Origin of the sequence: Aminivibrio pyruvatiphilus (genome assembly GCF_004366815.1) — a bacterium.
Lineage (GTDB): Bacteria > Synergistota > Synergistia > Synergistales > Aminobacteriaceae > Aminivibrio > Aminivibrio pyruvatiphilus.
In genome coordinates, this window is the sequence record NZ_SORI01000014.1 from 63,686 (window position 1) to 86,910 (window position 23,225).

Sequence of the window (23,225 nt, forward strand, 5' to 3'; positions counted from 1 at the left end):
CCTAGAAAATGGTCTGCAGGATCTGGGTCAGGATGCCGGGCTTCTGGAGGCGGGTGAGCGCTCCCTTGCCCCTGACGCCTATCTCCGCGTTGGCGATCTTGTCGCTCGAAATCTGGTTGTAGCTGTCCACGTCCTGGGGACGGATGACCCCCACCACCTGGAGCTGGAGGGTTTCTTCGTGGGTGGCGATGTCCCTGGTGCCCTCGATGATGAGGTTGCCGTTGGGAAGGATATCGGTGACCAGGCAGGTGATCTGGGTCTGGGCGGTGTGGGTCCGTTCCGTGGAACCGTCGCCCTTCATGTTGCTCTTCGAGCTGAAGCCGAAGGCCCTGATGAAGTCGAAGATGCCCACTCCGTCGGCTACGCTGTTGTTGTTCGATTTGGACACGTCGGTCTTTCCCTGGTCCTTGGTCCTGGTCCTCTCGTTCACCACCACGGTGACGATGTCGCCCACGCTGGTGGGCCGCCGGTCGGCCACCCAGTTGGACCGGTCGTCCCACAGGGAACGGGCCGTGGCCTGACCGGGGACCATCCCGAACAGAAGAAGCACCGCCGCTGCCGCTAATACAATTTTTTTCATTCTGTCTGCACCTCCACACGTCCGGGCGCTGTCGCCACCGCCTGGATGACCTTTCTGCTCTGAAGGTTCCGGACCCGGATGGTGTCTCCCAGGCATCCGGCGTCCAGGGCTTCTCCCCGGACTTCTATGCGGAACCCCGCCTTCCTGACGGAGATGATGACGGGATCCCCTCTTTGAATTATCGGCGCTGAGGACAATAAGTTGAGGGCCACGGGCTCCCCGGCGGAAAGATTTCGCCGGGCCACGGCGCCGAGAACTTCCTCCACCGAGGACGCCAGGGGCGTCGACCGGAGGACCCTGACCGCCTGGACCGTCACGTCGTCCCTGTCCAGAACCTTTCCCCGCTCCACGGGGCGGGCCGCCACCACGGCGGGGCGGCTCCAGGAGAGCCTCACCGCCAGGGACCGCTCCGTTCCCGATCCGTCGTCGTATTTCAGCGTGACCGACCCCGTTCCCGGCGCGACGGAGGGGGGGGCGACAGGAATTCCCGGAGGCACAGGCCCGAGGGGTTCGGCCTCCACCTGCCATTCCCATCCTGAAAGCCTTTTGATGACGGCGGAGAGAGACTCGTCCAGGAAAACCGCCACTTCCGGGGGCATGATGAGCTTGAGACGGATACCCCCGATCCCGTGGCCCGTCATGGCGGCCAGGAGGGCGTCCCGGGTGAGGATGCCGTTCCGGGGAACGGGAAGCGTCACGGAGCCCGCTTTCCGGACGAGTTCCGGGTCGCCGGTGAGATGGGCCGCTTCGGAGAGGAGGAAGGGATCGGAGGTTACCGCCGCGGAAGTCCCCATTTCAAGAACAAGGTCGGCGGCGGAAACAGGAGCGGGGGCGAAAGCAAGCAGGAAGGCGGCGGCCAGAAGGTGAAAAAAAAGGCGGGACCGAAGAGCATCCCGCGTTTCTTTCTTTTTTCCGTTCACGGCGGCGGCTACCTCTTGAGGCCGTTGGCGATGCGAAGCAGTTCGTCCGCCGTCTGAACTCCCTTGGAGTTCGCCTCGTAGGCCCTCTGGGCGATGATGAGGGAGACCATTTCGTCCACCACCTGGACGTTGGACATCTCGAGGACTCCCTGGTGCAGCTGGCCGAGCCCATCGGCTCCGGGAAGGCCTTCGATGGGGGCTCCGCTGGCGGGCGACTCGAGGAAGAGGTTCTTCCCCATGGCCCTCAGTCCGCCGGGATTGACGAACCGGGTCAGCTCGATCTGGCCGATTTCTTCCGCTTCTTCCTGGCCGGCGATGCGTGCCGTTACGAGTCCCTCGGGGCTGATCATGATCTCTGTGGCGTCCTCGGGGATGACGATGGCGGGTTCGAGAAGAAGGCCGTCTTCGTTGACCACCTGTCCGTCGGCGTCGACATTCCAGTTGCCCGCCCGGGTGTAGGCAATTTCGCCGTTGGGAAGAAGCACCCTGAAGAATCCGTCTCCTTCGATGGTAACGTCCAGGGGCTGGTCCGTGACCTGGAGGTTTCCCTGGCCCATGTAGCGGGATGTTCCCACCACCCGGGTTCCGAGTCCCACCTGTACGCCGTTGGGCACCATGGAGGCGGGCTCCACGGGAGCGCCGGGCTCCCGGTTGATCTGGTACAGGAGGTCGGCGAAGTCCGCCCGTTTTCTCTTGAATCCGGCGGTGTTCACGTTGGCCAGGTTGTTGGTGGTGACGTCCAGGTTGGTCTGCTGGGCGATCATTCCGCTTGCGCTTGTCCACAGGGATCTGAGCATGATATTCTCCCTCCCGCTAGCTGGTCCTGCCGAAGGACGTGATCAGCTTGCCTGTAAGTTCGTCATGGGTCATGAGGGTCTTGGACGACGCCTCGTAGGCCCTTTGGGCTTCCACCATCCGCACCATCTCCTCCACCACGTTGACGTTGGACATCTCCAGCGCCCCTGCCTCGATCCGGATCTCCTCGGCCTCAAGGGCTGCGGGAGCCCCGGAATTCTCCGTGGCCGCCAGGGTGGTCCGGCCCGCCTGGCGGAGGTAGGTGGGGTTGGGGAAGGTCACCACCTGGAGCACGTCGATGATTTCCCCGTCCGCGATGATCTGACCTCCCCCGCCGATGGACACTTCGGCCGCGTCGCCGAACTCCACAGGGCCGCCTTCGCCGAGCACTGCCATTCCGTCATGGGTGACAAGCTGCCCCTCGGCGCTGCGCTGGAAATGGCCCGACCGGGTGTAGAAAAGGCTGCCCGCGCCGTCCTGGACGGTGAAATAGCCTTCGCCCAGAATGGCGGCGTCGAGAGGGGCGTCGGTCACCTGGATGGCCCCCTCCTCGGTGCTCATGTAGGTCTCGGACATGACGTTCGCGAGGCTGAGGTCGCCGATGAGAAACTTTCCCTTGAAGCCGAGCTGGAAGGGGGCGGAGACCAGCTTGATGGCTCCGTCTTCGGAAGGCTTTTCCACACGGTCCATGAGCACTTCGGGGAAGGATTTGTTGACGGGGATGCGTTTCCGGAATCCCGACGAACTGACGTTTGCCAGGTTGTTGGCCGTCACGTCGTGCATGGTCTCCTGCACGATCATGGCTGAAGCGGCCGCATAGAGGCCTCGGTGCATGAAATTCCCTCCCGGTGGGGCCTGTAACGGAGGCGGGTCCGCCGATCCTTCCGGATCAATCCGTCCCCGCCCGACCGCCGGGGATCAGAATTTCCGTCGTCTGCCCTTTCTTTTGTTGACGAGGATGCCGCTCCTTCCCAGGGCCTGGAGCTTGTCGATCTCGGCGAGGGCCTTGCCCGTACCGAGGGCGACGCATTCCATGGGATCGTCCGCCGTGAAGCAGTTGATGCCCGTGTGCCTGGTAATGAGGTCGGGGAGGCCTCTCAGCAGCGAACCGCCGCCCGTGAGGACGATTCCCCTGTCTATTATATCGGCGGAGAGTTCGGGCGGCGTTAGCTCCAGAACATTCCGAACTCCATCAATCAGCGCCTGAACCATCTCGCCGATGGCCATGGAAACGCTGGCACTGGAGACCTCGATCTGCCTGGGAAGCCCCTGGACGAGGTCCCGTCCCTTGAGGACCATGACCGTTTCCTCCTCCTCCTGGAGGCAGGTGCCTATCATTATTTTCAGGTTCTCGGCGGTCTGTTCGCCGATGGCCAGGCTGTACTGCTTGCGGAGGTAGCGCATGATGCCCTCGTCGAAACGGTCGCCGCCGATGCGGAGAGACTTGGACACCACGATGCCCCCGAGGGAGATGACGGCGATATCGGTGGTGCCGCCGCCGATGTCCACCACCATTTTGCCCCGGGGCTCCTCCACGTTGAGATTGGCGCCTATGGCTGCCGCCATGGGCTCCTCGATGAGGTAGGCTTCCTTGGCGCCCACTTCCACGGCGGCTTCAAGGACCGCCCGGCGCTCCACGTCGGTGGCGCCCGACGGGACACAGATCATGACCCGGTTGCGGAAAAAGCGGCTGAAGCCCCGCTGGACTCTGCGCATGAAGTGGTGCAGCATGGCCTCCGTCATGGTGTAGTCGGCGATGACGCCGTCCCGCAGCGGGCGGACCGATGTTATGCTTCCCGGCGTGCGGCCCACCATGTTCTTGGCCTCGTAGCCCACGGCGAGTATTTTCCCGGTATCAAGGTCCACGGCCACCACGGAGGGTTCCCTCAGGACGATACCCTTGTTTTTTACATAAATAAGTACGGTTGCTGTTCCAAGGTCTATTCCGATATCCGTTCCAAACACGGCGTCTTCCTCCTTTGGACGACGAAAAGCATGTTTCGGGGGGTCCCCACGGCTCCCCTTTCCGGCAAATTTCTCCGGATTTGAAAAACGACTGGTCTATTCTACCCTGTACGGGCCAAATGGGGTACCCTCCCCATAGCTCACTTTCCACAAGTACAAACCCTCGGCGGGTGCTGTCATGGCCGAGTTTTCCCTGGCCTGCCCCCCGAGAAGGCCCTTCAGCCATTCTACGGATTTTTTTCCCCGCCCCACGGCGTTCAGGTTGCCCGCCATGATGCGGACCATGTTGGTGAGAAAGGCGTTTCCCCGGACGGTGAACACGGCGAGACGGCCCTTTCTCGTGACCGAGGCGGTGTGGATGGTGCGCACCGTCCGTTCCGGGCATTCGGCCGTCTTGCAGAACGCCCGGAAGTCATGGTCGCCTTCGAAAAGGGCGCAGGCCCGGCGGACTTCCTCGAAATCCCACCGGAAACGGTTCCACCAGACCCGTCCGTGGAGAAAGGGAGGCAGGGCGTTTCCGTGCCAGATGAAGAAGCGGTATTCCCTCCAGAGGGCATGCCGCCTGGCGTCGAATCCCGGGAGTACCCGGGCGGCCTCGAGGACGGCGATGTCCGGGGGAAGGCGGAAGTTGACCGCCAGGACGAGTTTATCGGGCCGCCATTCCTTTTCCAGTTCAAAGGAGATCACCTGGCCGCAGGCATGAACCCCCGCGTCGGTGCGACCGGCAGCGGTGACGGTGACGGGTTTTCCCTCGAGAGCGGCAAGGCTCTCCTCGATTTTCTCCTGGACGCCTGTACCCATGGCCTGGCGCTGCCATCCGGAATATGCCGTACCCATGTAGCCGACCCGGGCTGCGTAGCGCATCAGGCGAGACTCCGGTCGATAGTGACGAGGAGAATGACCACGGCGGGAACCAGGAGCAGGGCCGCCGTATCGGCCGCCTTCCAGGCGAGGGGGGACATGCGGGTCCTGCCCGTTCCGCCCCGGTAGCACCGGGCTTCCATGGCCACGGCGAGGTCTTCCGCCCGCTGGAAGACGATGACGAACAGGGGGATCAGCACCGGGAGGAAGGCCTTCAGCCGCTTCCACAGGCCGCCCCGGTCGAAGGAGGCGCCCCTGGCGAGCTGGGCTTTCATGATGCGGTCCGTCTCGTCGAGGAGGGTCGGGATAAAACGGAGGGCTATGGTCATCATCATGGCCAGTTCGTGGGCCGGAAAGCCGAACCGGGCGAAGGGGGAAAAGAGCCGTTCCAGCCCGTCGGCCAGCTCCATGGGCCTGGTGGTCAGGGTGAGGAATGAGGCGAAGAGCACGAGGAACAGAAGGCGGAGCCCCATGTAGGCGGCAAGGATAAGACCTTCACGGGATATGGTGACGATGCCGAGGGAGACGAGGGGCGTCCCCGAGGTAAAGAAAATATGAATGGAGGCGGTGAAAAGCACCAGGATAAGGACGGGTTTGGCCGACCGCAGGACGAGCCGGAAGGGAAGGCGGGCCCCTGCGGTCAGGCACGCGAGAAGGACCCCCCACACGGAAAAGACGGCGGGGTGCTTCGCGAGAAAAATACCGGTCAGCAGGACGAGGACGGCTATGATCTTGCACCGCGGGTCGAGGCGGTGCACCGGTGATTCCGACGGAACGTACTGGCCGAAGGTGAGATGGTTGAAGAATTTCATTTCTGACTCCCGAAAAGGGCGGATTTGATTTCTTTCCAGTTCCAGGTGAGGGGGACATTTTTTCCCCGTTCCCGGAGGGCGGCGGACAGGGCGGCGATCTCTGGAAGCTGCAGCCCCGGCACAGGATGGGTGCGGAGATGGTCCAGCACCGCGGCAGGGGTGTCGCAGACGATCCGGCGGCCCCCGTCCAGCACAAGGATGCGGTCGCTCATCTGGAGAGCGATGTCCAGGTCGTGGGTAACCAGCAGGATGCCCATTCCTTCGTTCCGGAGTCCGGACAGGAGGCGGGTGAGTTCCTTCCTTGAAAAGGAGTCGAGGCCGGCGGTGGGCTCGTCGAGCACGAGGTAGTCCGGCCGGGAGGACAGGACGGAGGCGATGGCGGCCTTCCGTTTTTCTCCCCCCGAGAGGTGGAAAGGGCTTCTTCCGAGGCATCCCTCGTCAAGACCGACCTGGGCGGCGGCGGCCGAAACCCGGCCGGGGATGTCTTCCTCGGGAACACCCCAGTTGCGGGGTGCGAAGGCGAGTTCATCGCTGACCGTTTCAGCGAAGAGCTGCTGTTCGGGGTACTGGAACACCAGGCCCACCTTCCGGCGGATTTCCCGGAGGCTCGGGCTTTTTTCCTTCACTTCAAGTCCATCGATGAAGATCTTCCCCTCCATGGGCAGGAGAATGCCGTTCAGGTGCTGGGCGAGAGTAGACTTGCCGCTTCCCGTATGGCCCACCACGGAAAACCATGTGCCTGCGGGAAATTCGAAGGAGATGTCCCGGAGGGCGCGGGTTTCGAGGGGGGTTCCCGGGTGATAGGTGTGGCCGAGGCCGGATACTGTTATTGACATAGTGCGTCGGCCATGGCCGCCACCGTGGGAACAGGAGGAACGGAACGCCCCTCTGCCCTGAGGTCGCGCCAGAAAGACACGAGAGGGGGAATGTCGAGCCCCCACTCTTTGAAGGGAAGGTCGGAGAGGAAAAGATCGGAAACGGCTCCCTCCCACGCGATTTCCCCCCTGTGAAGGATGACCGCCCGGTCGCAGGAGAGAATTTCCTCGAGGCGGTGGGTGATGGAGACGATGGTCTTTCCCGAGGCATGGAGGTTGCTGAGAACACGGAGAAGCTCGGTCCGCCCGGCGGGATCGAGCATGGCCGTGGGCTCGTCGAGAACGAGGCACGGTGTGTCCATGGCGAGGGCACCGGCCACGGCGAGCCGCTGTTTTTCTCCTCCCGAGAGGGTGTAGGTCGGTTTTTTCCGCTTTTCAAGCAGTCCGGCCACGGTCAGGGCGGCCTCCACCCGCTGGACGATTTCCTCGGGGAGGACTCCCTGGTTTTCCGGTCCGAAGGCCGCGTCCTCCTCCACCACGGTGCCCACGATCTGGTTTTCCGGGTTCTGGAAGACCATGGCGACGGTGCTCCGGATAGGGAAGACGTTTTTCTCATCCCTGGTGGAAAGACCGTATACAAGACAATCGCCCTGCGAGGGTACCAGCAGGGCGTTCAGGTGCTTCGCAAGGGTGGATTTGCCTGATCCGTTGCTTCCGAGCAGTGCCACCCACTCCCCCTCATATATGGAAAGCGTCACGTTCCGCAGGGCGGGGCGGGCACGGCCGGAGCTGTCGGCCGCTCCTCCGGGATAGACGAAAGTCACATCCCGGAGTTCGCATACCGTTTTTCGGGGCATAATCAGTCGACCAGGGCTATGACCGCCATGGGGGAGCCGTCGCCGTGACGGTTCCCTGTCTTGATGATGCGGGTGTATCCGCCCGGCCGGCTGGCATACCGCTTTGCAAGGTCGTCGAAAAGTTTGATGGCGGCTTCCTTGTGGGCCATCTTGGACCGGACGATGCGCCGGTCGTGGATGGTGCCGCCCTTGGCCCGGGTGATGAGCCGCTCGGCGTACCGGCGGAGCTCCTTTGCCCGGGTGACGGTGGTGGTGATGCTCTCTTCAAGGAAAAGGCTGGCCGCCATATTGGACAGCATGGCCCTTCTGTGGCTGCCATACCGGCCGAGCGTCCGGCTATCCATACGATGTCTCATGGAAATTAATCCTCCTTAGTTGACTTTGTATCGCCCTTGTCGCCCGAGATGATGGCTCCGAGCTTTTCCATTTTCTCTTCGATCTCCCGGAGGGAAATCTTGCCGAGGTTGCGGATCTTCAGCAGGTCTTCCCTGGTTTTGCTCATGAGATCGCCTATGGTGTGGATTCCGCCCCTGAGAAGGCAGTTCTCGCTGCGGATGGAGAGTTCAAGGTCACGGACGGGCCGGGCGAGATAATCGTCCTCTTCGCCGGAGCGTTCCGCAGCCGCGTCGGCTCCGCCCTGGGAAGCGGGAGCGTCCTGTTCGGCCCTTTCCTCGGGGTGCTTCTTCTCCATGTCCTCCACGAAATTCGCGAAGTACCCCCGCAGGATCTTCGACGCTTCGCATACGGTGGACTCCGGCGTATGGACCCCGTTGGTCCAGACCTGGAGCACGAGCCGTTCGTAGTCGGTCCGCTGGCCCACCCGGGCGGCTTCCACATCGTAGTTCACCTTCAGGACAGGTGAAAAGATGGCGTCTACCATAAGGGCGTCCACGGGAAGATACGGGGGGCGGGGACGTTCCATGGAAGCGTACCCCACGCCCTGTTCCACGTAGATCTGCATGGAAAGCCTGGCGCCTTCCTCCATGGTGCAGATGGGAGCGTCGGGCCTGACGAACTCCACTTCGCTGTCGGGCTGGATGTCGGCGGCCGTCACGGTTCCCGCCCCCTCCACTTCCAGGTGGAGCACCCGTACTTCACTGCTGAAGGAGCGCACCGGAACATGCTTGAGGTTCAGCAGTATCTCGATGACATCTTCCCGGACTCCGGGGATGGTGCTGAACTCATGGAGCACGCCGTCAATGCGGACCGACGATATGGCCGCTCCCCTGATCGAGGAAAGGAGAACCCTGCGGAGCGAATTGCCAAGGGTAGCTCCATATCCACGCTCAAGGGGTTCGATATGAACCTTCGCGAAGGTGGGATTGCTTTCCTCGATTCGGATTTCAGGCCGCATATGTTCCAAGGTTTCCAACACCTTTCACGCCATTATCTGGCATAAAACTCGACGACGAGCTGTTCGGTCACAGGCGCATCAATCTGGTCACGCGCGGGAAGCGCGATGATCTTTCCTTCAATCTTCTCGGAATTGACCTCGAGCCACTGGGGCACGGTACGGGCGGCGGCAACTTCCGCGTTTTCCTTCAGGAGGGCCGTTTCGCGGCTCTTCTCTGCGGCGGCGACTACATCGCCTGCACTGACAAGGAAGCTGGGGATGTCCACCCTTTTGCCGTTCACGAGAAAGTGTCCGTGAAGAACAAGCTGCCTCGCCTGCTTTCTGCTGGTGGCGAAGCCGAGACGGTAGACCACGTTATCCAGCCTGCGCTCGAGAAGCTGCAGGAAGTTGTGGCCGGTCTGACCGGACATCTTGTTCGCGATCTCGTAAATTCTGTGAAACTGCGCTTCGTTCATGCCGTAGAACCGGCGGAGCTTCTGCTTCTCCCGGAGACGGATCCCGTATTCGCTGATCTTTGTCCGGGGGCGTCCCTTTTTCATCCTCGTGTTGGCTCCGGCCTCGCTTTTCGTGATGGCGCACTTCGCGGAATAGCAACGGTCGCCCTTCAGGAAGAGCTTGGTTCCCTCAGCCTTGCACTGACGGCACGAAGGCCCTATATATCTGCTCATAAGAAATACATTCCCTCCTTGACTGACCTTTTCCTACACTCTGCGCCGCTTCGGAGGACGGCAGCCGTTGTGAGGAATGGGGGTGGTGTCCTTTATCATGTTCACCTGGAGCCCTGCCGCCTGGAGCGACCTGATGGCGGACTCGCGGCCGGGGCCGGGGCCCTTGACGACCACGTCGATCTCCTGGACTCCGTGCTCCTGAACAGCTTTGGCGACCTGGGTCGCGGCGATCTGGGCAGCGAAGGGGGTGGACTTTCTCGTTCCCTTGAAGCCCACGTTTCCGCCGGAAGCCCATGCGAGAATGTTGCCGCCCTTGTCGCTCACGCAGACGATGGTATTGTTGAACGTGGAATAGATGTGGGCGACACCATAGCTGATATTCTTTCTTTCCTTGCGTTTCCCTTTACGGACCGTACGCTTGGCCACTTAATCCAGCCTCCTTGTTTATCCTGGGTTCAGAAGGCTACTTCGTAGCCATCTTCTTGCCCGCGACAGTACGCCGGGGTCCCTTGCGGGTGCGGGCATTGGTCTTGGTCTTCTGTCCGCGGACGGGAAGACCGAGCTTGTGACGCTGGCCCCTGTAGCAGCCTATATCCATAAGCCGCTTGATGTTCATGGACACTTCCCTGCGAAGGTCGCCTTCCACCTTGTGGTGATCCTCGATCTCCCTGCGGAGCTTCTGGGTCTCTTCCTCGGTGAGGTCCTTCACCCTGGTGTCGGGGTTCACCCCGGTGACCTGGATGATCTTCTTCGAAGTGGGAAGGCCTATTCCAAAAATATACGTCAACGCAATTTCCACACGCTTGTCTCTGGGTATGTCTACTCCGGCGATTCGGGCCATAGCCAGCCTTACCTCCTTGCACCCTGTCTCTGCTTATGGCGCGGATTCCTGCTGCAGATAATCCGCACGACACCCTTGCGCCGGATGACCCGGCAGAACTCGCACATCGGCTTGACCGAAGGTTTCACTTTCATCCATTCCACGCTCCTCTGGCAAAGAACTTAAAAACAGATGCCCTCTTCGGGGCTTCTGTAATTACCGCATTTTCTCCAAGCGTTAAATTATACAGTAGTATCGGTCAGAAGAAAATACTTTTTTGTCGGCGGGGTTCCGTTTTTGTCAAAACTTTTCAGGATCTTCTCTCCGGGTCCCCGCTATTTGTATCTATACACTATCCGGCCCCGTGCCAAGTCGTAGGGGGATATCTCCACCAGGACCTTGTCGCCCGGCAGAATGCGGATGAAATGAAGCCGCATTTTTCCGGAAACATGGGCGAGAATCCTGTGCCCGTTGTCGAGTTCCACCCGGAACATGGCATTTGGGAGAGGTTCGATCACTTTCCCCCGTACTTCTATCACGTCGTCTTTGTTGGACATGCGGTTTCTTCATCCTCCCTGCTGTTCATTTCGATAAAGGCCCGACAGAAGAGCCTGAAATCTTCCTGCGTCTATCCTTCCTTCCGACAGGATGCTTTGCGCGATTTCGTCAAGATACCATCCCGTGCGCTGCAGGTGGATCGTGTTTTTTGGCTTGGGTTTCGCGGGCGTGTACTTCCGCCCGTCCGCAAGATATACCCTTCGCCCGTCTTCCGAAATTCCGACGATCACATACCATCTGCCGGCGTCTTTTCCTTTACGGGAACGAACAACTTGACCGATTCTGCACAGGCTGTCGTCGGGAAGCTCATTCAGGCCCATGTCCACGGAGTAAGGATCTCCGGCTCTCCATCGCGGATGAGAACCGACTTTTCGAAATGAGCGGCATCGGAGCCGTCCACCGTCATGACCACCCACTGGTCACGGCCGACCTCGACTTCTTCGGCGCCGGCCATCACCATAGGCTCGATGGCCAAAGTCATTCCCGCTTTGAGTGTTATTCCCCGTCCCGGGCGCCCGTAATTGGGTATCTGGGGCGGTTCGTGCAGATGGGCGCCGATTCCGTGCCCCGAGTAATCCCGTACGAGGCCGAAGCCGTGGGGAGCGATGAAGCTCTCTACGGCATACCCGATGTCGCCCAGGGTATTGCCGGCTTTCGCCACGGATACCGCCTGCTCAAGGCTTCCCAGGGTAACGTCGAGAAGCTTCCGTCGGACGGCGTTCACCCGACCGACGGGGTAGGTGCATGCTGCGTCCCCATAGTACCCGGAATAGCAGGTCCCGACATCGATGCTGATAATGTCGCCTTCTTCAAGGCACCGGTCGCTGCTCGGAATGCCGTGAACAATTTCCCTGTTGATGGAAGCGCACACGGCCCCGGGAAAGGGCGAGGGAATACCGGGAACCCGGTATCCCTTGAAAGCGGGGGTCGCCCCGGCCTTCCGGATGAGATCCTCTGCCGCCCGGTCAATTTCGCCGGTGGTCACTCCGGGGCGAACGATTCCGCCGATCATGTCCAGCACGTCGGCCACGATCTTTCCCGCTTTCCGCATATAAACAAGTTCCGCTTCTTTTTTCAGTGTTATCATTCCGTACCGCCGATTACCGTCTCGAGTTCTTCGAGAAGAGAATAACCGTGCCGCGCCGAGGGGAGCCTCACGAACATGTGCTTCCCCTCGTAATAGGATATCACCGGCGCAGTCTGGTCGTAGAATACCTTCAGCCTTTTCCGGATGACTTCTTCACTGTCGTCTTCCCGCTGGTAGAGTTCTCCGCCGCACTTCTCGCAAAGGTCCCCCTTCGCCGAGGGCTTGAACTCCACGTTGTAGATCGCTCCGCAGGAGCGGCATGTTCTCCGCCCCGAGAGGCGCTTGACCACCGTTTCTTCGTCGACATCGAGGAGCACCACTTTATCAAGGCTGAGGTGCAACTCTTCTAGGATCTTCTCCAGGGCTTTCGCCTGGGGAACCGTCCGTGGAAAACCGTCGAGGATGAATCCCTTTTCGCAGTCGGGCTCCCGAAGCCTGTCCTCCATCATCGCGATGACGATGTCGTCCGGCACGAGCTTGCCTGCATCCATGTAGGACTGCGCTTTCATGCCCAGCGGAGTGTTGTTTTTCACGTTTTCGCGAAAAATATCTCCGGTGGAAATATGCGCCACAGGGTATTTCTTGTCGATTTCCGCCGCGAGCGTTCCTTTACCTGCCCCGGGTGAACCAAGAAGAATTATGCGCATTGTTCTTCTCCTTAAAAGCGAAGTAGTCCGCCGGCTTTATCCTTACGCTTGAGTATTCCCTCATAATGCCGCATAAGAAGCTGTCCCTCGATCTGGTGGACCGTGTCGAGAGCCACGCCGACGACGATGAGAACCGCCGTTCCGCCGAAGTAGAAGCTGGTGATCCCCATGAACTGGGTCATGAGGTTGGGAACGAGAGCCACGCCGGCGAGGAACACCGCGCCGCCCAGAGTGATCCGGCTCATCACTTTCTCAATGAAATCCGAGGTGGGCTTGCCCGGCCGGATTCCGAGAATGAAACCGCCGTACTTCTTCATGTTGTTCGCCACGTCCGAAGGGTTGAAGACCACCGCGGTGTAGAAATAGCTGAAGAAGATGATGAGCGCCACGTAGAAAAGGGTGTACACGACGCTGTCCGGCGCAAAGATGCGCTGGAAGAACAGGGCAATGTCTCCTGAGAAGAACTTTGCCACCGAGTAGGGGAACAGGAGCACCGAGGAGGAGAAGATGATGGGGATGACCCCCGCCTGGTTCACCTTCAGGGGTATGAAGGTGCTCTGTCCGCCGTAGATCTTGTTGCCGACCACCCGTTTTGCGTACTGCACCGGAAGCCGTCTCTGGCCTTCCTGCAGCATAATGCACCCGGCGATGACGCCCACCATGAGAATGAGGGCGATGAGGAGGACGAGGGCGTTCATTTCACCGAGCATGATCATGTTCCAGCTCTGGATGATGGCCTCGGGAACCCTTGCCACGATTCCGGCGAAGATGAGGAGCGAAATGCCGTTGCCGATGCCGTGGTCGGAGATTTCCTCGCCGAGCCACATGACGGCGATGGATCCCGCCGTTACGGTGGAAACCACCACCATGCCGTCGAAGAAGTGGCCGCTGAAGATACCCAGCCCCCGAAGCCAGAAGGTCATGCCCACCGCCTGGACAAGGGCGAAGAGAACCGCTGCGTAGCGTGTCCACTGGACGATCTTCTTTCTGCCGTCCTCACCTTCCTTCTGCATCTTCTCGAGAGCAGGGAAGATGACCACGAGCAGCTGCATGACGATGCTCGCGTTGATGTACGGGGCGACGCCGAGCGCGAAGATGCTGAACCGCCTCAGCGCGCCGCCCGCGAATATGTCGAGGAAACCAAGGACTCCCCCGCCGTCGAACAGGCGGGACATGGCCTCAGCGTCGATCCCGGGCGTCGGGACGTGGGCCCCCAGGCGGAAAATGAACAGCACCCCGAGGGAGAAGAGGATTCTTCTTTTCAGGTCAGGCAGTCTGAAGGCATCCCGGAAGGAATCGATCACTTAGATCACCTCGGCCTTCCCACCCGCTGCTTCGATCTTCGCTTTTGCCTGGGCGCTGAACGCCTGGGCCTGCACAGTGAGCGCCTTGTCAATATCACCCGAGGCAAGGACCTTCACGGGGATGTTGTCCTTCTGGACGAGGCGCGCTGCGTACATCTCGGAGAAGCCCACCGTCGCCCCAGCTTCGAACCTGGAGGAAAGGGATTCCACGTTGACGATCTGGAATTCCTTGGCGAATCTCGCGTTGTTGAAACCCTTCTTGGGAATGCGGCGCATCATGGGCATCTGTCCGCCCTCGAAACCGGGCCGGACTCCGCCGCCGCTCCTGGCCTTCTGTCCCTTGTGGCCTTTTCCCGCCGTTTTACCCGTTCCGCTTCCTATACCCTGCCCGAGCCTTTTCTTGCTCTTGCTCCTGGCTCCGGGTGCAGGGCGCAGTTCATGCAAGCTCATGGAGTGTCCCTCCCTAATTCTCCACGGCAACACATTCCACCAGGTGGCTGACCTTGTTGACCATGCCGCGGATCTGGGGGGTGTCGTCGTGTTCTACTGTCTGGTTGAGTTTGGTGAGACCAAGGGCACGGACGGTCCGCTTCTGGACCTCGGGCCTGCCGATGGAACTCCTCTTCCATGTGATTCGAAGCTTCGCCATGAGAATGCCTCCTACTCCGCCGCGGCTTCGGGGGTCTTCTTGCCCCTGAGCCGGAGAATTTCATCGGGGGTCCGCATCTCTTCGAGAGCCTGCATGGTAGCCCAGGCCACGTTGATTGCGTTGGAGGTCCGGCCGATGACCTTGGTCACCACGTCCTTCACTCCGCCGAGTTCCATGATGGCCCGGACCACTCCGCCAGCGATAACTCCCGTTCCCGGAACGGCAGGCTTGAGAAGTACCGAGGCCGCTCCGAAGACGCCGTTTACCGGGTGGGGAATGGTGTTCCCGATCCTCTTGAGCTCCACGAGGTTCTTGCCGGCCTTGTCGATACCCTTCCGGACAGCCTCGGAAATTTCCTTGGCCTTGCCCATGCCGATTCCCACGTACCGGTCACCGTCGCCGACCACAACGAGGACGCTGAACTTGAAGCGCTTGCCGCCCTTGACAACCTTGCTGACCCGGTTGATGGCAACGACACGCTCGGTAAGTTCCATCCCCTTGGCATCAATCTTTTTCCTGATCATCCTCTGCGCCTCCCCTTAGAACTTCAGGCCGGCTTCGCGGGCGGATTCCGCCAGAGCCTTCACCTTGCCGTGGAACATGTGCCCGCCCCTGTCGAAGACCACCGACGTGATGCCCTTGGCGAGAGCGCGTTCAGCAGCAACTTTTCCGACTGCCTTGGCGGCTTCCGTATTGCATGTTCCGGCGAGGGCACTCCTGACGGCGGGTTCCACCGTGGAGGCTGCCGCAAGGGTATGTCCCGCTTCATCATCGATGAACTGGACATAGATATGGGAAAGGCTGTGGAAAACAGCCATCCTCGGCTTTGCGGCGGTGCCGGACACCTGTTTGCGAAGCCTGGCGTGACGAATTTCGCGCATTACGCTTCTGCTTTTGATCTTCATGTCAATTCACCTCAGATTACTTGGCGCCGGTCTTTCCGGCCTTGCGGATTATCCGCTCGCCGGCGTACCGGATTCCCTTGCCCTGGTAGGGTTCGGGAGAGCGGAACCCGCGAATGATCGCCGCAACCTGGCCTACCGCCTGCTTGTCAATTCCCGCCACGGAAAGTTTCGTGGGACCTTCGACGGCGATGTCTATTCCTGCGGGAGCTTCGTACTCCACGGGGTTGGAATAGCCGAGGTTCAGAATGAGCTTTTTCCCCTGCATCTGGGCGCGGTATCCCACGCCGACGATTTCGAGGTCCTTCTTGAATCCGGTGCTCACCCCGGTCACCATGTTGGCGATGAGGGCCCTCATCATCCCGTGAAAGGACTTTGTCTGCTTCTGCTCGTTCTGCCGGCTGACGACAACGTGTCCGTCCTCAACGGCGACATCGATCCCCGGAACTGTGGGAGTCGAAAGCTTTCCCTTGGGTCCCTGGACGGTCACATCGCCGTCATTGACGGCAATGCTCACTCCGGAGCCAAGGGGGATGATTTTTCGTCCGATTCGAGACATCTAGCGCACCCCCACTTTACCAGACATAGCAGAGAACTTCGCCGCCCAGGCCGAGCTGCGTCGCTTCCGTGTCCGTCTTGAGGCCCTTGGAGGTAGAGATGACCGCGATTCCAAGCCCGCCCATGACCTTGGGAAGATCGGCATGGCCGACGTAGATTCTTCTGCCGGGCTTGCTGATTCTGCGAAGCCCCTGAATGACCCGCTCCCGGCTGGGACCGTAGGAGAGGAAAAGCCTGATGGAGCTGTACGGCTTTTTCGGGTCGCTGACAACCTTGTAATTCTTGATGTAGCCCGCTTCCTTGAGAATACGGGCTATTTCCATCTTGATTTTGCTTGAAGGCACATCAACGCTCTCATGGAAAACCATGTTCGCGTTCCTTATGCGTGCAAGCATATCCGCTATCGGATCGGTAACGTACATTCCTCGTAACCCCCTTCAGTCCACTCTGCTACCAGCTAGACTTCACTACGCCGGGGATTTTTCCCTCGCGAGCGAGCTTTCTGAAGCAGCAACGGCACATGTTGAATCGTCTCATGTATCCGTGAACACGGCCGCAGAGCGGGCACCTGTTATACTTTCTCACCGCGAATTTCGGGGGCTGCGTAGTCTTGTACTTGATTGCCTTTCTTGCCATCTCGAAAATCCCCCTTTCTTACCGGTTGAAGGGCATTCCCAGCTCGCGAAGCAGAGCATGGGCTTCCTCATCCGTTTTCGCGGATGTTACGATCGACACGTTCATTCCGCGCGGGCGGATGACCTTGTCATAGTTGATCTCCGGGAAAATAAGCTGCTCCCGGAGGCCGAGGTTGTAATTGCCCCTGCCGTCAAATCCCCGCCGCGACACACCCTGGAAGTCCTTGATGCTCGGAAGGGCGAGGGAAATAAGCCTGTCGAGGAATTCCCACATGCGGGCTCCCCGAAGGGTGACGGTGCAGGCTACGGGCATTCCCTGGCGAAGCTTGAAGCCGGCCACGGACTTTTTCGCCCTCTTGAGAAGGGGGCGCTGCCCTGTGATGGCCGTGAGCTCCGCCATGGAAACATCCATGTACTTGATGTCAACCTTCGCTTCACCCGCTCCGACGTTCACCACGATCTTCTTCAGGCGGGGAATCTCCATGACGTTCTTGTAGCTGAATTCCTTCGCAAGATTGCCTGCGACTTCGTTTTTATATTTCTCGAGAAAACGAGGGGTCATGGCGCACTCTCCTCCTTACACCTGGTCCACGATTTCGCCGCATGCCTTGCACAGACGGACCTTTTTTCCGCTGTCAAGGTAGCCGCGACCAACGCGGGTAGCAGCACCGCAAGAGGGGCACACAAGCATGACCTTGCTGGCGTAGATCGGCCCTTCCTGTTTCACAATGCCGGACTTGGGGTTCTTCTGGGAAGGCTTCACATGCTTCGTCGCCATGTTGATGCCCTCGATCACCAGGAGATCCCGGTCGGGAATCGAGCGGAGGATCTTCCCCTCTTTTCCCTTGTCTTTTCCGGAGATGACCCGGACCCGGTCACCTTTTTTCAGTCTCATCTTGCCCATAGTCCATTGCCCTCCGTTACACAACTTCCGGGGCGAGGGAGAGGATGCGCATGTACTTCTTCGCTCTCAGTTCCCGTCCCACCGGCCCGAAGATTCGGGTTCCCTTGGGGTCGCCGTTGTTGTCGATAATCACCGCGGCGTTGTCGTCAAAGCGGACGTACGAGCCGTCTGCCCTGCGGATTTCCTTCTTCGTCCTGACGATGACCGCCTTGACCACCGATCCCTTCGCGATGTTGCTGTTGGGAATGGCCTCGCGGACGGACGCCACAATCACGTCGCCGATGGTGCCGAACCTTCTCTTGCTTCCGCCGAGAACCTGGATGCAGAAAAGCTTCTTCGCACCGGAGTTGTCAGCCACATTGAGAACAGTCGTCAACTGAATCATGGCCTATGCCTCCCCGCCGTTCTCCTCGACCGAGTCGAACACGGGCGCACGCCGGACGATCTCGAGAAGGGTCCATCTCTTGGTCTTGCTCAGGGGCCGTGACTCACCGATGGTCACGAGGTCCCCCATTCTGCATTCATTGTTTTCATCGTGGGCGGTGTATTTCTTCGCCCTGATGATCCTCTTTCCGTAGAGGGGATGTTCGTCATACCGCGTTACCCGGATGACCACGGTCTTGTCCATCTTGTCGCTTACGACCGTGCCGGTCCGTACCTTGCGGTGAGGTTTCCGCTCTTCCATTCGGGGTTACCTCCTTCCGGCGGACTGCTCGCCGGCCATCTGTTTCTCACGGACGACCGTCAGCACTCTGGCGATCGTCTTCTTCACGGCTTTGATCCTGCCCGTGTTCTGAAGCTGTCCTATGGCGTTCTGGAAACGCAGGTTGAACAGCTCTTCCTTATACTGCCTGTGTTTCTCGTTCAGTTCTTCGATCGTAAGATCGCGCAGATTCTTGGCTTCCATGTTCATTCACCACCAAAACCTTCTCGGGCGACAATCCGCACCTTGACAGGCAACTTGTGAGAGGCTGTGCGGAAAGCTTCCTCTACGACCTCTTTCGGAACACCGGCGATCTCGAAAAGAATGCGGCCCCTCTTCACGGGAGCGACCCAGAACTCCGGAGATCCCTTTCCCTTACCCATACGGGTTTCGAGAGGCTTCTTGGTGAAGGGGTGATCGGGGAAAATCCGGATCCAGATCTTTCCGCCCTTCTTCATTTTTCTCGAAATGGCCACACGGGTGGCTTCTATCTGGCGGGCGGTGATCCAGGCACAGTCAAGAGTCTGAAGACCGTACTCGCCGAAGGCCACCGTAGCCCCGCCCTTGGCGCGTCCCTTGAGGGGACGGCGGAAAGGTTTGCGGTATTTTACCCTGCTCGGCATAAGCATAGCGTGCTACCCCCTTTTCCGGGACTGCCGGGGCGCCTGGGCGGGACGCTCGTTTTCCTTGTCCCTGTAAATCCAGACCTTTACTCCGATGACTCCGTACATGGTGCGGGCCTCGGCAAACCCGTAATCGATGTCGGCACGGATGGTGGACAGAGGAAGCTGCCCCTCGTTGTACCATTCCGTCCGGGCGATTTCCGCTCCGCCGAGACGGCCGGCGGTGGAAATCTTGATTCCCTTGGCTCCGCCCTTCATGGCGCGGAAGATGGACTGCTTCATGGCCCTCCGGAAGGAAACCCTTCTCTCGAGGGCGGAGGCGACGCCCACTGCCACGAGCTGGGCCTCCACGTCCGCATTCTTGATCTCCTGAACGTTGATCATGATCTTGGCGCCGGTCTTTGCCTGGAGGTCGTCTTTCATGACCTGGATCTCGGCACCGCCGCGTCCGATCACTACACCGGGCCGGGAGGTCCAAACCGTGAAGCGGATGACGTGACCGACCCTTTCTATCTCGATACGGGAAATACCCGCATGCTCCCACTTCTTGGCGATGTACTTCCGAAGCGCGATGTCCTCGTGAAGATTCTTCGCATAATCCTTACCGCCGGCATACCACTTGGACTCCCATTCACTGACGACTCCAAGACGGAATCCGATTGGGTGAACTTTCTGTCCCACGAGTTCCCCCTCCTTAACGTTCTGCCACTGTGACTGTCACGTGGCTTGTACGGTGGTAGTAGGGGTGCGCCCTACCCATCGACACGGGGCGGAAGCGCTTCATCTTCGGCCCCTGATCCGCCGTAGCTGCTACGACCCGCAGTTTATCCGTATCCATGCCGAAATTGTGTTCGGCGTTGGCTACAGCGCTCTGCAACACTTTTCCGACGAGCTTGGCGGATTTCTGCGGGCTGAACTGGAGAGCCACAAGGGCGTCCCCGACTTTTTTGCCCCGAATGAGAGCCAGCACCCGACGAACCTTTATAGGTGAAACCCGTACCTGCCTGGCAACGGCTTTCGCTTCCATCACCATCACTCCTTACCTCGCTCTTGAGGAGCGCTCCTGACCCGCATGTCCGCCGAACTTGCGGGTGGGGGCAAATTCCCCAAGTTTGTGACCGACCATATTTTCGCTGATGTAGATGGGGATGTGGATCCTGCCGTTGTGCACCGCAATCGTGTGGCCGATCATGGGCGGCACTATGGTGGACCTCCGGGACCAGGTCTTGAGCACTTTCTTCGCGGTCCCTTCGTTCATGTCCTCCACTTTACGGAGCAGCTTCTGGTCCACATAGGGCCCCTTCTTTCTGGAACGAGCCATCTTAGTCCCTCCTTACTTCTCGTAACGGCGCCGGACGATAAGTCTATCGGACGGCTTGTTCTTCCGGGTGCGGTATCCCTTTGCGGGAGTTCCCCAGGGGGAAACGGGGTGCTTATGGGACTTGCTCCGTCCCTCACCGCCGCCCATGGGATGGTCGACAGGGTTCATGACCATACCGCGAACCATTGGACGTCTGCCCAACCAACGGGTCTTCCCGGCCTTGCCGAGGGACACGTTCTCGTAATCTTCGTTTCCGACCTGGCCGATGGTGGCCATGCATTCCTGCAGGATGAGCCGGAGCTCACCGCTGGGCATACGGAGGTAAGCGTACTTTCCTTCTTTTGCCATGAGCTGGGCCGATGTTCCTGCCGCGCGGACAAGCTTTCCGCCCCTGCCGGGCTCGAGCTCGAGGTTGTGGACCATGGTGCCCACGGGGATATCCTTCAGCTTCAGGGCGTTTCCGGGCCTGATGTCCGACTCGGGGCCGGCCACGATGGTGTCGCCGACCTTGAGGTCCTTGGGAGCCAGGATGTACCGCTTTTCACCGTCAAGATAATGAACGAGGGCAATGCGGGCGTTCCTGTTCGGATCGTACTCGATGGCGGCGATTTTTCCGGGCACGGAGAGCTTGTTCCTCTTGAAGTCGATGACCCGGTAGAGCCTGCGGGTGCCGCCGCCCCGGTGGCGCATGGTGATCCTGCCGCGGTTGTTCCTGCCGCCCTTCTTGTGAAGGGGCTCGAGGAGGGAGCGCTCCGGATCCTTCCTGGTTAGATCGTCGTTCTTCTGGACGGTCATGAACCTGCGGCCGGGAGTATAGGGCTTGAACTGTTTGATTGCCATTGCTGATTCCTTCTCCTTCCCGCTAGATGCTTGCGCCTTCGAAGAACTCGATGCGCTCGCCCTGGGCCAGACTGACGATCGCCTTTTTCCACGACCGGGTCTTTCCCTGGAAAGCACCCATTCTCTTCGGCTTGGCGTGAACGGACAGCACGTTCACATTCTGGACCTTCACCTTGAAGATTTCCTCGATGGCCTTCCGGATCTGGATCTTGTTCGCGGAAGGATGCACTTCAAAGGTGTACTTGTTCATCTCCATGAGACGGCTGCTCTTCTCGGTAATAACCGGGCGGATGATGATATCGTGGGCGATGAGGTTCATCCGACATACACCTCCTCGAGCCTGCTGACGACCTCGGGGGTCATCACGAGGGTTCCCGCGTTGAGAAGGTCATACACGTTGATGTTGCCCATGTTGATCACCTTTGCTCCGGGAACGTTCCGGGCGGACTTCGCCACGGACTCGTTGCTCTCGGGAAGGACGATCAGAGGCTTTCTGGCGTTGACCGCCGAAAAGAAGGCGATCATTTCCTTCGTGGAGGGCTTGGAGAGATCGAAAGACTGGACCACGGTCATGAGCTCGTCCCGGACCTTCAGCGAAAGAGCGCTGCGGATCGCAAGACGGCGTACTTTCTTGTTCACCTTCTGGCTGTAATCCCTGGGCTTCGGCGCATGGGTCACGCCGCCGCCGGTCCAGATGGGCGAACGGGTGCTTCCGTGACGGGCCCGTCCGGTTTTCTTCTGTCTCCAGGGCTTCTTTCCGCCGCCTCTGACTTCGCCCCTTGTCTTCGCGGACTGGGTTCCCCGTCTGCGGTTGGCGAGCTGTGCGACCACAACCTGGTGCATGGCGGGAACATGAACGGGGGCGCCGAAGACTTCATCGGCAAGCTGCATTTCCCCGAGCTGTTCTCCCTGGAATGATACGAGTTTCAGGGTAGGCATTGTAATTCCGGCCTCCTTCTCTGCCGACTAGCCTTTCTTGAAAAGGGTGACCAGGCTGTTTTTCGCGCCGGGTACCGCACCCTTGACAAGAAGAAGGTTATTGTCGGTGTCCACTGCTACGACAGTGAGATTCTTAACGGTGACTTTCTCACTGCCCATTCTTCCGGGCATTCTCTTGCCCTTGAAAACGCGGCCGGGGTAGCTGCTGGCTCCGCTGGAACCGCCCCGCCGGTGAACCACGGAAGCGCCATGGCTGGAATTCGATCCGCCGAAGTGGTACTTCTTCATGACTCCGGCGAAGCCCTTACCCTTGCTGATGCCCGACACGTTCACCGTCTCGCCCTCGGAGAAAAGGGACACGTTGATCTCCTGGCCGACGGAATATCCGTCGAGGACGTCAACCCGGAACTCCCGGAGAGTGTCCTGGGGCTCTACTTCCGACTTCTCGAAGAGACCCTGGCGGGACTTGTTCAGCTTCTTCGGGTTGACCTTTCCGAACCCGAGAACAAGAGCACTGTAGCCGTCCTTGTCAGGGGTCTTCATATCCACTACAGGGCACGGCCCGGCCTGGATCACCGTGACTGCCACCGCCTGGCCCTGATCGTTATATATCTGGGCCATTCCGAGTTTCTTACCCAGAATACCGATGCTCATTTCACTCCAACTCCTTTCAGCTCAGAGCTTCCCCTACAATTTGATCTGGATGTCTACTCCAGAAGGAAGGTTCAGCTGCATAAGCGCGTCCATCGTCTTCTGCGTCGGGTTGATGATGTCGATGAGGCGCTTATGTGTCCTGGTTTCAAACTGTTCGCGCGCATCCTTGTCCTTGTGAGGGGACTTCAGGATTGTAACCTTATTGATCTCGGTCGGAAGGGGTATCGGCCCGGAAACCTTGGCGCCGCTCCTGTCCGCCGTTTCGGCGATCTGGGAGGCGGAGCTGTCGAGTACCCTGTGGTCGAAGGCCTTCAGCCGGATGCGTATTTTCTTTGCCACTGTCTATTCCCCCTCTGGGGTTATTCAAGAATCTCGGTGACGACGCCGGCGCCGACCGTATGGCCGCCCTCGCGCACCGCAAAACGAAGACCCGGATCCATGGCGATGGGCACGA

The 23,225-nt window shown here is 59.7% G+C and carries 42 protein-coding genes; all 42 read right to left on the bottom strand.

Annotation, left to right across the window (positions count from 1 at the left end):
* Window position 1 precedes the first annotated feature (1 nt).
* On the bottom strand, window positions 2–580 hold the full coding sequence (locus tag C8D99_RS10445; protein ID WP_133958086.1) for a flagellar basal body L-ring protein FlgH: 579 nt from the start codon (window positions 578–580) through the stop codon (window positions 2–4).
* Window positions 577–1,500: a flagellar basal body P-ring formation chaperone FlgA gene (gene flgA, locus C8D99_RS10450; protein WP_133958087.1), complete on the bottom strand. Its 924-nt coding sequence runs from the start codon at window positions 1,498–1,500 to the stop codon at window positions 577–579. The genes C8D99_RS10445 and flgA overlap by 4 nt, the downstream gene beginning before the upstream one ends.
* An 8-nt stretch (window positions 1,501–1,508) precedes the next feature.
* Window positions 1,509–2,297 carry a flagellar basal-body rod protein FlgG gene (gene flgG, locus C8D99_RS10455; protein ID WP_133958088.1) on the bottom strand — a complete coding sequence of 263 codons (789 nt, stop codon included), beginning with the start codon at window positions 2,295–2,297 and terminating at the stop codon, window positions 1,509–1,511.
* A gap of 16 nt (window positions 2,298–2,313) precedes the next feature.
* Window positions 2,314–3,129, bottom strand: coding sequence for a flagellar hook-basal body protein (locus C8D99_RS10460; RefSeq protein WP_133958089.1), 816 nt, complete (start codon window positions 3,127–3,129; stop codon window positions 2,314–2,316).
* An 84-nt stretch (window positions 3,130–3,213) separates the two neighbouring features.
* Window positions 3,214–4,260 carry a rod shape-determining protein gene (gene mreB, locus C8D99_RS10465; RefSeq protein ID WP_133958090.1) on the bottom strand — a complete coding sequence of 349 codons (1,047 nt, stop codon included), beginning with the start codon at window positions 4,258–4,260 and terminating at the stop codon, window positions 3,214–3,216.
* A gap of 96 nt (window positions 4,261–4,356) precedes the next feature.
* Window positions 4,357–5,124, bottom strand: a complete 768-nt coding sequence (gene truA, locus C8D99_RS10470) for a tRNA pseudouridine(38-40) synthase TruA (protein ID WP_243833897.1) — start codon at window positions 5,122–5,124, stop codon at window positions 4,357–4,359.
* Window positions 5,124–5,933, bottom strand: a complete 810-nt coding sequence (locus tag C8D99_RS10475) for an energy-coupling factor transporter transmembrane component T family protein (protein WP_133958091.1) — start codon at window positions 5,931–5,933, stop codon at window positions 5,124–5,126. Before C8D99_RS10475 ends, truA begins: the two co-directional genes overlap by 1 nt.
* Window positions 5,930–6,769, bottom strand: a complete 840-nt coding sequence (locus C8D99_RS10480) for an ATP-binding cassette domain-containing protein (RefSeq protein WP_133958092.1) — start codon at window positions 6,767–6,769, stop codon at window positions 5,930–5,932. Before C8D99_RS10480 ends, C8D99_RS10475 begins: the two co-directional genes overlap by 4 nt.
* The gene (locus C8D99_RS10485) at window positions 6,760–7,605 is read right to left on the bottom strand and encodes an ATP-binding cassette domain-containing protein (RefSeq protein ID WP_133958093.1); all 846 of its coding nucleotides are present in this window, start codon (window positions 7,603–7,605) and stop codon (window positions 6,760–6,762) included. The genes C8D99_RS10480 and C8D99_RS10485 overlap by 10 nt, the downstream gene beginning before the upstream one ends.
* A 2-nt stretch (window positions 7,606–7,607) precedes the next feature.
* Complete coding sequence (gene rplQ / locus C8D99_RS10490; protein ID WP_133958094.1) at window positions 7,608–7,961, bottom strand: 50S ribosomal protein L17; 354 nt, start codon at window positions 7,959–7,961, stop codon at window positions 7,608–7,610.
* A 5-nt stretch (window positions 7,962–7,966) separates the two neighbouring features.
* The gene (locus C8D99_RS10495; protein ID WP_166670136.1) at window positions 7,967–8,959 is read right to left on the bottom strand and encodes a DNA-directed RNA polymerase subunit alpha; all 993 of its coding nucleotides are present in this window, start codon (window positions 8,957–8,959) and stop codon (window positions 7,967–7,969) included.
* 32 nt (window positions 8,960–8,991) lie between these two features.
* Window positions 8,992–9,627: a 30S ribosomal protein S4 gene (gene rpsD, locus C8D99_RS10500; RefSeq protein ID WP_133958096.1), complete on the bottom strand. Its 636-nt coding sequence runs from the start codon at window positions 9,625–9,627 to the stop codon at window positions 8,992–8,994.
* A 33-nt stretch (window positions 9,628–9,660) separates the two neighbouring features.
* Window positions 9,661–10,053, bottom strand: coding sequence for a 30S ribosomal protein S11 (rpsK, locus tag C8D99_RS10505; RefSeq protein ID WP_133958097.1), 393 nt, complete (start codon window positions 10,051–10,053; stop codon window positions 9,661–9,663).
* 37 nt (window positions 10,054–10,090) lie between these two features.
* The gene (gene rpsM / locus C8D99_RS10510; RefSeq protein WP_133958098.1) at window positions 10,091–10,468 is read right to left on the bottom strand and encodes a 30S ribosomal protein S13; all 378 of its coding nucleotides are present in this window, start codon (window positions 10,466–10,468) and stop codon (window positions 10,091–10,093) included.
* Between the two features lie 8 nt (window positions 10,469–10,476).
* A complete protein-coding gene (gene rpmJ / locus C8D99_RS10515; RefSeq protein ID WP_133958099.1) occupies window positions 10,477–10,602 on the bottom strand; it encodes a 50S ribosomal protein L36 in 126 nt (41 codons plus the stop codon).
* 180 nt (window positions 10,603–10,782) lie between these two features.
* Window positions 10,783–11,004 (bottom strand): translation initiation factor IF-1, encoded by a 222-nt coding sequence (gene infA / locus C8D99_RS10520; protein WP_133958100.1) that lies wholly within the window; start codon window positions 11,002–11,004, stop codon window positions 10,783–10,785.
* Between the two features lie 9 nt (window positions 11,005–11,013).
* Complete coding sequence (locus tag C8D99_RS10525; protein WP_133958101.1) at window positions 11,014–11,331, bottom strand: KOW domain-containing RNA-binding protein; 318 nt, start codon at window positions 11,329–11,331, stop codon at window positions 11,014–11,016.
* Complete coding sequence (gene map / locus C8D99_RS10530) at window positions 11,316–12,092, bottom strand: type I methionyl aminopeptidase (protein WP_133958102.1); 777 nt, start codon at window positions 12,090–12,092, stop codon at window positions 11,316–11,318. Before map ends, C8D99_RS10525 begins: the two co-directional genes overlap by 16 nt.
* Entirely contained in the window at window positions 12,089–12,739 is a 651-nt protein-coding gene (locus C8D99_RS10535; RefSeq protein ID WP_133958103.1) for an adenylate kinase, read from the bottom strand. Before C8D99_RS10535 ends, map begins: the two co-directional genes overlap by 4 nt.
* An 11-nt stretch (window positions 12,740–12,750) precedes the next feature.
* A complete protein-coding gene (gene secY / locus C8D99_RS10540; RefSeq protein WP_133958104.1) occupies window positions 12,751–14,043 on the bottom strand; it encodes a preprotein translocase subunit SecY in 1,293 nt (430 codons plus the stop codon).
* The gene (gene rplO, locus C8D99_RS10545) at window positions 14,044–14,493 is read right to left on the bottom strand and encodes a 50S ribosomal protein L15 (RefSeq protein ID WP_133958105.1); all 450 of its coding nucleotides are present in this window, start codon (window positions 14,491–14,493) and stop codon (window positions 14,044–14,046) included.
* Window positions 14,494–14,506: 13 nt separating this feature from the next.
* Window positions 14,507–14,692, bottom strand: a complete 186-nt coding sequence (gene rpmD, locus C8D99_RS10550; RefSeq protein ID WP_133958106.1) for a 50S ribosomal protein L30 — start codon at window positions 14,690–14,692, stop codon at window positions 14,507–14,509.
* A gap of 11 nt (window positions 14,693–14,703) precedes the next feature.
* Window positions 14,704–15,216: a 30S ribosomal protein S5 gene (gene rpsE / locus C8D99_RS10555; protein WP_133958107.1), complete on the bottom strand. Its 513-nt coding sequence runs from the start codon at window positions 15,214–15,216 to the stop codon at window positions 14,704–14,706.
* A gap of 15 nt (window positions 15,217–15,231) precedes the next feature.
* Window positions 15,232–15,597 (bottom strand): 50S ribosomal protein L18, encoded by a 366-nt coding sequence (gene rplR, locus C8D99_RS10560; RefSeq protein ID WP_133958108.1) that lies wholly within the window; start codon window positions 15,595–15,597, stop codon window positions 15,232–15,234.
* A 16-nt stretch (window positions 15,598–15,613) separates the two neighbouring features.
* On the bottom strand, window positions 15,614–16,153 hold the full coding sequence (gene rplF / locus C8D99_RS10565; protein WP_133958109.1) for a 50S ribosomal protein L6: 540 nt from the start codon (window positions 16,151–16,153) through the stop codon (window positions 15,614–15,616).
* 16 nt (window positions 16,154–16,169) lie between these two features.
* Complete coding sequence (rpsH, locus tag C8D99_RS10570; RefSeq protein ID WP_133958110.1) at window positions 16,170–16,574, bottom strand: 30S ribosomal protein S8; 405 nt, start codon at window positions 16,572–16,574, stop codon at window positions 16,170–16,172.
* A 28-nt stretch (window positions 16,575–16,602) separates the two neighbouring features.
* Window positions 16,603–16,788, bottom strand: coding sequence for a type Z 30S ribosomal protein S14 (locus C8D99_RS10575; RefSeq protein ID WP_133958111.1), 186 nt, complete (start codon window positions 16,786–16,788; stop codon window positions 16,603–16,605).
* A gap of 18 nt (window positions 16,789–16,806) precedes the next feature.
* Window positions 16,807–17,349, bottom strand: a complete 543-nt coding sequence (gene rplE, locus C8D99_RS10580) for a 50S ribosomal protein L5 (RefSeq protein ID WP_133958112.1) — start codon at window positions 17,347–17,349, stop codon at window positions 16,807–16,809.
* A gap of 15 nt (window positions 17,350–17,364) precedes the next feature.
* Entirely contained in the window at window positions 17,365–17,691 is a 327-nt protein-coding gene (rplX, locus tag C8D99_RS10585; RefSeq protein WP_208321153.1) for a 50S ribosomal protein L24, read from the bottom strand.
* Window positions 17,692–17,707: 16 nt separating this feature from the next.
* Window positions 17,708–18,076: a 50S ribosomal protein L14 gene (gene rplN / locus C8D99_RS10590; RefSeq protein ID WP_133958113.1), complete on the bottom strand. Its 369-nt coding sequence runs from the start codon at window positions 18,074–18,076 to the stop codon at window positions 17,708–17,710.
* A gap of 3 nt (window positions 18,077–18,079) precedes the next feature.
* On the bottom strand, window positions 18,080–18,376 hold the full coding sequence (gene rpsQ, locus C8D99_RS10595; protein ID WP_133958114.1) for a 30S ribosomal protein S17: 297 nt from the start codon (window positions 18,374–18,376) through the stop codon (window positions 18,080–18,082).
* 6 nt (window positions 18,377–18,382) lie between these two features.
* Window positions 18,383–18,598 (bottom strand): 50S ribosomal protein L29, encoded by a 216-nt coding sequence (rpmC, locus tag C8D99_RS10600; RefSeq protein WP_133958131.1) that lies wholly within the window; start codon window positions 18,596–18,598, stop codon window positions 18,383–18,385.
* A 2-nt stretch (window positions 18,599–18,600) separates the two neighbouring features.
* Window positions 18,601–19,023, bottom strand: a complete 423-nt coding sequence (rplP, locus tag C8D99_RS10605) for a 50S ribosomal protein L16 (protein ID WP_133958115.1) — start codon at window positions 19,021–19,023, stop codon at window positions 18,601–18,603.
* Window positions 19,024–19,029: 6 nt separating this feature from the next.
* On the bottom strand, window positions 19,030–19,698 hold the full coding sequence (gene rpsC, locus C8D99_RS10610) for a 30S ribosomal protein S3 (RefSeq protein WP_133958116.1): 669 nt from the start codon (window positions 19,696–19,698) through the stop codon (window positions 19,030–19,032).
* Between the two features lie 13 nt (window positions 19,699–19,711).
* Complete coding sequence (gene rplV, locus C8D99_RS10615; RefSeq protein WP_133958117.1) at window positions 19,712–20,044, bottom strand: 50S ribosomal protein L22; 333 nt, start codon at window positions 20,042–20,044, stop codon at window positions 19,712–19,714.
* Window positions 20,045–20,056: 12 nt separating this feature from the next.
* Window positions 20,057–20,338 (bottom strand): 30S ribosomal protein S19, encoded by a 282-nt coding sequence (rpsS, locus tag C8D99_RS10620; RefSeq protein ID WP_133958118.1) that lies wholly within the window; start codon window positions 20,336–20,338, stop codon window positions 20,057–20,059.
* 12 nt (window positions 20,339–20,350) lie between these two features.
* A complete protein-coding gene (gene rplB, locus C8D99_RS10625) occupies window positions 20,351–21,178 on the bottom strand; it encodes a 50S ribosomal protein L2 (RefSeq protein ID WP_133958119.1) in 828 nt (275 codons plus the stop codon).
* A 22-nt stretch (window positions 21,179–21,200) separates the two neighbouring features.
* Window positions 21,201–21,497 carry a 50S ribosomal protein L23 gene (gene rplW / locus C8D99_RS10630; protein WP_133958120.1) on the bottom strand — a complete coding sequence of 99 codons (297 nt, stop codon included), beginning with the start codon at window positions 21,495–21,497 and terminating at the stop codon, window positions 21,201–21,203.
* Window positions 21,494–22,117 carry a 50S ribosomal protein L4 gene (gene rplD / locus C8D99_RS10635; protein WP_133958121.1) on the bottom strand — a complete coding sequence of 208 codons (624 nt, stop codon included), beginning with the start codon at window positions 22,115–22,117 and terminating at the stop codon, window positions 21,494–21,496. Before rplD ends, rplW begins: the two co-directional genes overlap by 4 nt.
* Before the next feature lie 27 nt (window positions 22,118–22,144).
* Window positions 22,145–22,771, bottom strand: a complete 627-nt coding sequence (rplC, locus tag C8D99_RS10640) for a 50S ribosomal protein L3 (RefSeq protein ID WP_133958122.1) — start codon at window positions 22,769–22,771, stop codon at window positions 22,145–22,147.
* Window positions 22,772–22,804: 33 nt separating this feature from the next.
* Window positions 22,805–23,110: a 30S ribosomal protein S10 gene (rpsJ, locus tag C8D99_RS10645; protein WP_133958123.1), complete on the bottom strand. Its 306-nt coding sequence runs from the start codon at window positions 23,108–23,110 to the stop codon at window positions 22,805–22,807.
* A 20-nt stretch (window positions 23,111–23,130) separates the two neighbouring features.
* Window positions 23,131–23,225 (bottom strand): EF-Tu C-terminal domain-related protein (locus tag C8D99_RS15675; protein ID WP_133958124.1); only part of this gene is annotated, 95 nt, incomplete at its 5' end.